At 47.7% G+C, this 2,977-nt stretch carries 5 protein-coding genes; all 5 read right to left on the bottom strand.

All coding sequences use genetic code 11. From position 1 onward, the window contains the following. A partial coding sequence (locus tag Q0Z70_RS13410; RefSeq protein WP_298075297.1) for a glycosyltransferase family 2 protein occupies nucleotides 1-656 on the bottom strand: 656 nt, incomplete at its 3' end. Between the two features lie 2 nt (nucleotides 657-658). Beyond that, nucleotides 659-985 carry a hypothetical protein gene (locus Q0Z70_RS13405; protein ID WP_298075295.1) on the bottom strand — a complete coding sequence of 109 codons (327 nt, stop codon included), beginning with the start codon at nucleotides 983-985 and terminating at the stop codon, nucleotides 659-661. Then, complete coding sequence (locus Q0Z70_RS13400) at nucleotides 982-1,701, bottom strand: glycosyltransferase family 2 protein (RefSeq protein ID WP_298075293.1); 720 nt, start codon at nucleotides 1,699-1,701, stop codon at nucleotides 982-984. The genes Q0Z70_RS13405 and Q0Z70_RS13400 overlap by 4 nt, the downstream gene beginning before the upstream one ends. After that, a complete protein-coding gene (locus Q0Z70_RS13395; RefSeq protein ID WP_298075292.1) occupies nucleotides 1,694-2,326 on the bottom strand; it encodes an HAD family phosphatase in 633 nt (210 codons plus the stop codon). Before Q0Z70_RS13395 ends, Q0Z70_RS13400 begins: the two co-directional genes overlap by 8 nt. Nucleotides 2,327-2,356: 30 nt before the next feature. Continuing rightward, on the bottom strand, nucleotides 2,357-2,977 hold a 621-nt coding region (locus Q0Z70_RS13390), incomplete at its 5' end, for a hypothetical protein (protein WP_298075290.1).

The following is a 2,977-nucleotide window of genomic DNA, read 5'->3' as shown; positions in this document are numbered from 1 at the left end:
TCTCCGATGTCGCGATAGGTGATTTTTTCTCCGCTTGCGATCATTTCATTATACACCGGTGCCACATAAAATTCGTTGTTCACACGGATATTCTTGTCAATCATCTGATGGGCGAAATGCACGAAATCTTTTCCGTGCTTATAATTGTATATACCCACTGTCGCCTGGTCGGATATGACTTCTTTCTCTCTTACAAGTGTTACCAGCCCTTGTTTATCGTACTTGATAAAGCTCCATTTGGGGTCGTTTGCCGGCATCGTCATAATCAACCCGTCATATCCTTCCATTGCCGCCAGATAGGCATCGATGTCTGTATCTACGTATTGGTCGCTGTTGGCTATCATCAGACTGTCATTGTTATCGATGTATTTTTCAGCCAAAAGCACCGTGCAGGCGGCACCTTCGGTGATGTGGTCGATGGTAATGATGGCGCAGCCGGGGGCTATCTGTGTCAGTTTCTGCTGCAATCCGTACTTTTCCAAATGCTCCTTTTGGCAAATGAATATGAAACGGTGTTCGCATTTCGGTCGTATGTTGTTCACGACATACTCTATCATCGGACGTCCGCATATATCGATCAACGGTTTCGGCATTCGGTATCCGGCTTTCGCGAAACGGCTTCCCCGTCCCGCCATGGGTATTACGATGTTCATCATGTTTATTCCTCCATTATATATTTGTCATTATTGGCTCCCGGTATTTTCACCACCACATTTTCGGCGTCGGTAACGGCGTAGAAGTCCGTCGCGTCGTTCGGTTCCATGATGATGATGTCGCCTTCGGTATATTCCACCCCGTTCATGCGGACGGTTCCTTTGGTTACGACAGTAATTTCCGTGGCGATTTTGTGGTAGTGTTTTTCTTCCCGTGTACCTGCCTCATATCGCTTTACGGCGACCTCCACATCGTTCGTCTTATAGAGTGTCGGGGAGAAGTTCCCGATGAACCACCCCTTGGTCATCTCATTGAGTTTGGCTGTTTTCATAAATATTTTCCCTCCTCATACTCTTTTATCTTTTCCGGAGAATAGAATGAATGGTATTGTTCTTTTTTTATATCGAAATACCCGACTTTCTTGCCGTCGAGTATCATCTCGTTTAGCGAGGCAGAGATGTAGAAACGACCGTTGTGGCTGTTTCCTTTCAGCAGCGCCCGTTCCGCCCCCTCCACGAAATCGGAACCGTGTCTGTAATAATAGAAGCCGGCTATGGCATCTTTCGACAGAGGTCGTTTTTCTGCGACTTCCACGACACTCCCATTCTGTTTTTTCGCATAGCTCCAGCGCGGATGAATGTTCGGGAACGTAATGACTCCCGCATCGTCCTGTTCCGCGTCAAAATGTTGCAGCACGGCATTATAGTCGACATCGATGATCTGGTCGCTGTTGGCTATAATCAACGGTGTCTCGTTGTTGATATGGTCTATTGCCATCAGGCAGGTGCACAAGGCGCCTTGGGTCTGAGTGCGCAGTCTTATCACGATACACTCCGGCGATAAAATCTTTGCCGAAGCGTCCAGATGAAATTCACGGCAATCCTTGTCGTCAAAAACAAACAGACAGGTTTTGGGATTGACATCGGCATAGTTCTCGGCGACGGTCTCGAACATCGTTTTCCCTTTGATTTCCACGAGGGATTTCGGAAAGAAACTCTCCTTGAAGAATGTGGACTTTCCCATGCAGGGAATCAGAATATTAATCATTTTTACCTCCTTCTATTCTATTGATAAGAGCTTTGATATTTTCATAATTGACATCATAGACCGTTGCCACTTCCAATACGGCGGCGCCGCTGGCACGACCGGCCGCAATGCCGTTCGGGTTGTCTTCGACCACGATGCATTCCTCGGGTTTCAAACCGAATTTCGCGATAGCCGTCTGATACATCTCCGGGTCGGGCTTCGCCTTTCTGACATCTTCATTGGAAACTATCAGGTCGAGATACTCTGTAAGCATCGCCTTGTTCATCATCAGCTCGATGGTCGAGCGGATGGAATTCGAACACACCGCGATTTTATACCCCTCCTGATGCAGCCGCGAAAGGGCATATTCATGGTGGAACATCGGGTGGCAGCATTCATGAATCAGTTGGGCCGTATACTGCTGTTTCATCTGGTTGACGAATCCGTGCAGTTGTTCGGGCAGATAATACTGCTCGCTGAGCATCTGTAATTTGACCTTTGTCGGCAAACCGTCGAATGTATGCAGGTGGTCATAACGGCTGATTTCTATGCCGAACAAGCCGAGCGCTTTGTTCAAGGCTTCATAATGCCACTCCTTGGCGTCGATGAGCACGCCGTCCATATCGAACAGAATCGCTTTTATCATTTCCTCGTACTGTTATAATGTTATATAATGTTATAATATGTTTTTGAAAAACGCTTTCGCTTCGTCCGGATAATCGGTGCACAGCAGCACTCTCGAGAAGTCGATGTCCCAGCCGGCAAGTTTCGTCCAAAAATCCCTGTAATCCGCGTTCCCGTGCAAGTCGGGCGATACGAGGCATACCTCTTTCCCCGATGCGAGATGCCCGCCCACGAGGCGCTCGGTAATCCATTCATGGCCTTGAAATCCGTCTATCCAGATGCCGGCTGCCTGACCATACATTACCGGCTCGGTTTCGTATTCGCTCTGTCGGGAGAAAAAGCGCAATCCCATTTCTGCAAATTCCACCATTTGCGGCACACTCATATCAAATAGGAAATAATTTTCGATTTTATACTTTCTCACAAAATCTTGCAGTATGTTTTTGAGACCGTCGGCTTTGATGTTGATTGCAAAGCAGTATCGGTCGCCGTATTCGGCGAGCCACCGAAACACCTCCTCGGCATCTTGACATGATGCATCCGCGATGTTATGCGATATGACCATGCGTCCCGCATAATCGCGAACATCTGATTCAAAACCATATCCCTTTTCAAGGGCTGTCCTCAATGCCTGCGGTGAATTTTTCTCGTTTTCAGCTTTCCAATAGCCGCG

The organism is uncultured Bacteroides sp., from assembly GCF_947632445.1.
In the GTDB taxonomy this organism is placed as follows: Bacteria; Bacteroidota; Bacteroidia; order Bacteroidales; family Bacteroidaceae; genus Bacteroides.
This window is presented reverse-complemented; position numbering and strand designations above follow the sequence as displayed.